Source organism: Jatrophihabitans sp., from assembly GCF_036389215.1.
Lineage (GTDB): Bacteria > Actinomycetota > Actinomycetes > Mycobacteriales > Jatrophihabitantaceae > Jatrophihabitans_A.
Window position 1 is genome coordinate 1 of the sequence record NZ_DASVQG010000286.1, and the last position, 4,850, is coordinate 4,850.

The 4,850-nt window shown below is 71.1% G+C and carries 3 protein-coding genes; all 3 read left to right on the plus strand.

Features of this window, described 5'->3' with window-relative positions; translation table 11 throughout:
- Window positions 1-213: 213 nt before the first annotated feature.
- Complete coding sequence (locus VF542_RS16075) at window positions 214-639, plus strand: hypothetical protein (protein ID WP_408652703.1); 426 nt, start codon at window positions 214-216, stop codon at window positions 637-639.
- A gap of 316 nt (window positions 640-955) precedes the next feature.
- Complete coding sequence (locus tag VF542_RS16080) at window positions 956-2,617, plus strand: S8 family serine peptidase (RefSeq protein WP_408652704.1); 1,662 nt, start codon at window positions 956-958, stop codon at window positions 2,615-2,617.
- The coding region (locus VF542_RS16085) for a putative bifunctional diguanylate cyclase/phosphodiesterase (RefSeq protein WP_408652705.1) at window positions 2,533-4,850 on the plus strand (2,318 nt) is incomplete at its 3' end. The genes VF542_RS16080 and VF542_RS16085, both read left to right, overlap by 85 nt.

Below are 4,850 nucleotides of genomic sequence, written 5' to 3' on the forward strand. Positions count from 1 at the left end.
CCGAACCGCCCGGAGCTGACCGGACCACGCGGAGCTGACCGGACCGCCCGGAGCTGACCGGACCACGCGGAGCTGACCGGACCACGCGGAGCTGCCGGTGCCCGGCGCGCTCAACGGGCTCGGCGGAGGGCACCCCACGTAGACTCGGCAGCCAGATGGATCCGGGCTGCAAGCAGCGCACGCCCCGTCCGACCTGGCTTGGGGGGAACCCTGATGGTCCTGATAGGCCTGCTCCTGGTAGCTGCCGCGGTGGCAGCCGCGATCATTCTCGTCGTCCAGAACGACCACACGATCGCAGTGCACGTCTTCGACAACGACTACAACATCGCCGCCTACTGGCTCGCGATCGCCGGGCTGGCGATCATGGCGGTGCTGGCGCTGGGCCTGTGGGCGATCCGGGTCGGCGCGGCGCACCGGATCCGGCTGCGCCGGGAACGCCGTGAGCTGGTCCGGGAGAACCGCCGGCTCAGCGAGCGGGCGGCCACCGTGAACCAGACGGGTGCCGACCAGTCCTCGACCCGGCTCCGACACGGCACCACGCCAGCTGGCGGGAGCACCGCGAGCGAGGGCGCGCATGCCGCCGATCCGTCCCGGTCCCGGGCCGACGACCCCCACCGGGTGCCGCCGGCCGAGGGCTGACCCACCCTCGGTATGTCCTGGACGGACCTGCCGGCATGCCCGGCCGGCACGCCCGGCCGGCACGCCCCTTCCCGTTCACCCACCCCACCTCAGCGCCGATCACGCGCTTTCGGCGGGTTCTGTCGGCATGCCCGAAAACGCCGAGCGAGAACCAATTCCGACAATCAGTTGAGATCTGTGTTATGTGGCTGTACGGTAAGCGTTAAGTGGCTAAGCGTAGCCAGCTGACTACGGGCGAGGACGCCCACGGTGAAGGGGGCCAAGGATGGCCACGTCCAATGAAACGGTGACCTTGCGAGCTGCGAGAGCGAGCGTAGTGGGTCTCGCGAGCATCAGCTTGTCGCTTGCCGGTTCGGCGTTCATCAGCCAGCCATCGCTGCAGCCCCGCGCCGGCCTGGCAGGGCATGCCTCCTTCAACGACGCCCGCTGGGGCGACAGCACGGCCGACAAGGTAGCCCTGGACAATCGCGGCAGGAACAGCGGCGCGGCCGACCCCGGCTCGCTCTACACCGTGGAGAAGGCCATCGGCGCCCGGTCGGTCTGGCAGCAGCGTGACTCGGCGAACCGCCAGATCACCGGCCAGGGCGTCACCGTGGCTCTGCTGGACTCCGGTACCGAGCCGGTCAGCGGGCTCGACGGCGCGGGCAAGCTGAGTTACGGCCCGGACCTGTCGATCGAAGCCAACGGCGTCCTCACTGATCAGGACACCTACGGTCACGGCACCCACCTGGCCGGCATCATCGCCGGCCGCGATGCCGCCGTGCTCACCGACAAGAGCGTCGCCGGATTGGACCCCTCGGTTCAGCTCGGGGTGGCCCCGGACGCGGCGCTGCTGTCGATGAAGCTCGCCACCACCGACGGCAGCACCGACGTCAGCCAGGTGATCGCGGCCCTGAACTGGATCACCGAGCACCAGACCAGTTACGACGGCAGCCGGGTCCGGGTGGTCAACCTGTCCTTCGGCACCGGCTCTGTGCAGCCGTACCAGCTGGACCCGCTGGCCGCCGCGGCTGAGAACGCCTGGCACCACGGCCTGGTCGTGGTCGTCTCCGGTGGCAACGGGGGCCTGTCCGCGGGCCGGCTGACCAACCCGGCCATCGACCCCTACGTGCTCGCGGTCGGCGCCTCCGACAGCAAGGACACCGTCGCGGGCTGGAACGTGCCGAGCGTGGCCTCCTTCAGCAGTGGCGGCTCCGCGCAGCGGCACGTCGACCTGCTCGCGCCCGGTTCCTCGATCGTCTCGCTGCGGGCTCCCGGCTCGTTCATCGACGTCAACCACCCCGAGGGACTGGTCGCCGGTGACGTCACCGGGCGACTGTTCCGTGGCAGTGGCACCAGCCAGGCCGCGGCGGTGGTCTCCGGCGCGGCGGCGCTGTTGCTGCAGGCCTACCCCGACCTGACCCCGGACCAGGTGAAGGCCGCGCTGGTCAGCACCGCCAGCCGGGTGTCGGACAGCCCGCTCTACGCCGGCGCCGGCCAGCTCGACGTCGCCGCGGCGCTGTCAGCGGTCCGGACCGCCAGCCGGTCCCAGTCGTCGAAGGACCTCGTCAGCCTGGCGGCGCAGAACTTCCCCGTCTCCACCGGCCAGGGCTCGCTGGACGCGGCCCGCGGCGGTGACAGCCTGGTCGACGCCGACGGCGTTGCGCTGACCGGCGAGATCGACGTGCAGGGCAACCCCTGGGATGCCCCCGCATGGTGGGCCGCCTCGTCCGGGCTGACCTCCTGGGTGGGCGGGGACTGGATGGGCGCGACCTGGACCGGCTCCGATTGGGCCGGTACCAGCGATGACCTGGACTCGGCCCGCTGGTCCTCGGCTCGCTGGTCCTCGGCCCGGTGGTCCTCCGCCCGGTGGTCCTCGGCCCGCTGGTCCTCGGCTCGCTGGAGCGATGCCGAGTGGTCCTCCGCCCGGTGGTCCTCGGCTCGCTGGTCTTCGGCCCGGTGGTCCTCGGCCCGCTGGTCCGATGCGACTTGGGGCTGACCGTGCGCCGCACATCTCGAGGCGGCGCCGCCCGGTGGACGCTGATCCTCAGCGCCATCCTGGCGGCTGTCGCCGCGGCGCTCACCTGGGATACCGACGGCCGGCCGATCCTGGTGATGGTGGACCTGCCGACCCCGGTGCTGGCACCGGCACTCGTCGCGCTGTTCCTGCTCGCCGAGCAGTTCCTGATGAACGTCGAGTTCCGCCGGCAGGCCCACTCGCTGACGCTGGCGGGCGTTCCACTGGTGCTCGGCGTGCTGCTGGTGTCGCCGCAGACGTTCGTCATCGCGCGGCTCGTGGCAGCGATGGCCGCGTTCCTGCTGCAGCGGATCAACTTCGACAAGATCCTGTACAACGGGGCTGCCTACGCGTGTGAGGCAGCCCTGGACGCCACCATCATCCACCTCTGGCTGCAGCCGCGGCACGACATCGACCTGTGGACGATGACCGTCGTCCTCACCGTCATCGCGGCGGTCGACCAGCTGATGAGCCTGCTGGTGCTGAGCCTGATCCGGCTGCACAACGGACCGCTCAGCGCCCGTGAGATCGCCGACGTGCTGGTCTCGGCCGCCGCGCTCAGCGCGGTCGCCAGTGCCTTCGCGGTGATCGTGCTGTTGCTGCTGCGCAACGGCGTGCTCGGGGTGGGCCTGGTGGTCCTGGTGATCGCCGTGGGGGCCGGTGCCTACCGCGGCCATGCCTCGACCCGCAGGCGGCACCAGGCGCTGACGCTGATCCACGAGTTCGTCTCCGACGGTGTCGGTGCAGAGTCGCTGGAAGTGCTCGCCGGGCAGCTGCTGTCACGGATCCGCCAGCTGCTGCGCGCCGCCATCGTCGAGGTGATGATCGTCGACGGCCAGCTGGCCAACCTCACCTCCGCCCGTCCCGATGCCGAGCCCACGACGGCCCTGACCCTCACCATCGGCGAGGACGAGGCTCTGGTGGTGGGCCGGCGCACGGTCGACTACTCCGACTGGATCGCGGTGCGAGCCCTGGTCCAGGAGGAGCCGACCCTGGCCGCCCGCACCACCAAGGACCGCGGTTTGCGGCGCTGGCTGCTCGATCGGGGGGTCCGGGACGCGGTGGTCGTGGCGCTGCCGCTGTCCAGCGGATCGGCCGGCACCCTGACCGTGATGGACCGCCTCGGTGAGACCGCCACCTTCGTCGAGGACGACCTCACCCTGCTGCAGACCCTGACCGGGCACCTCGCCGTGGCCATCCGGAGCACCCGGCTGGTCGAGAAGCTCGGCTACGACGCCACCCACGACTCGCTCACGGGGCTGTCCAACCGGGCGCACCTGAGCGAGCAGATCAATTCCGTGCTGTCCACCGGCACCGGAGCGGCGGCGGTGCTGCTGCTGGACCTCGACCGGTTCAAGGAGGTCAACGACATCCTCGGCCACGACGTCGGCGACCGGCTGCTGAAGGTGGTGGCCGACCGGCTGCGTGGCTGCCTGCCGACCAGCGCCACCGTGGCACGACTGGGCGGTGACGAGTTCGCGGTGCTGCTGCCCGGAGGGGAGAACGCCGCGGAGCTCGCCGAGCGGGTGGCCGACACGCTTGCCGAGCCGGTGCAGTTCGACGAGGCGATGCTGACTCCGGAGAGCAGCGTCGGGGTCGCGGTCACCACCGGCCTGTCCGCCCAACCTGACCTGCTGCGCCAGGCCGACACCGCGATGTACGAGGCCAAGGCCAACGACCGCCGGGTGGCGGTGTACGGGCCGGAGATGGACCGGGGCAGGATCGAGCGGCTGGCCCTGGTGGCGGACCTGCGGATGGCGCTGAGCGACCACCCGGAGCAGATGCTGCTGCACTACCAGCCCAAGATCGACCTGCAGACCGGCCTGGTGACCGGTGTCGAGGCACTCGTGCGGTGGGCGCACCCCACCCTGGGCGTGCTCGGACCGGACCGGTTCATCCCGCTGGCCGAGTCCACCGGGCTGATCGAGGGGCTCACCCCCCTGGTGCTGGAGGCGGGACTCGCCGCGTGCCGCAGCTGGACGGTCGACGGCTACCCGATCAGCGTCGCGGTCAACCTCTCGGCCCGCAACATCAGCGACCCCCAGCTGCCCAACCGGGTCGCCCAGGCGATCGCCCGGATCGGGCTGCCCGCCGACCGGGTGATCCTGGAGATCACCGAGAGCAGCGTGATGGGAGATCCGGAGCAGACCCTGCCGGTGTTGCACCAGCTGCGCGATCTGGGCGTCTGCCTGTCGCTGGACGACTTCGGCACCGG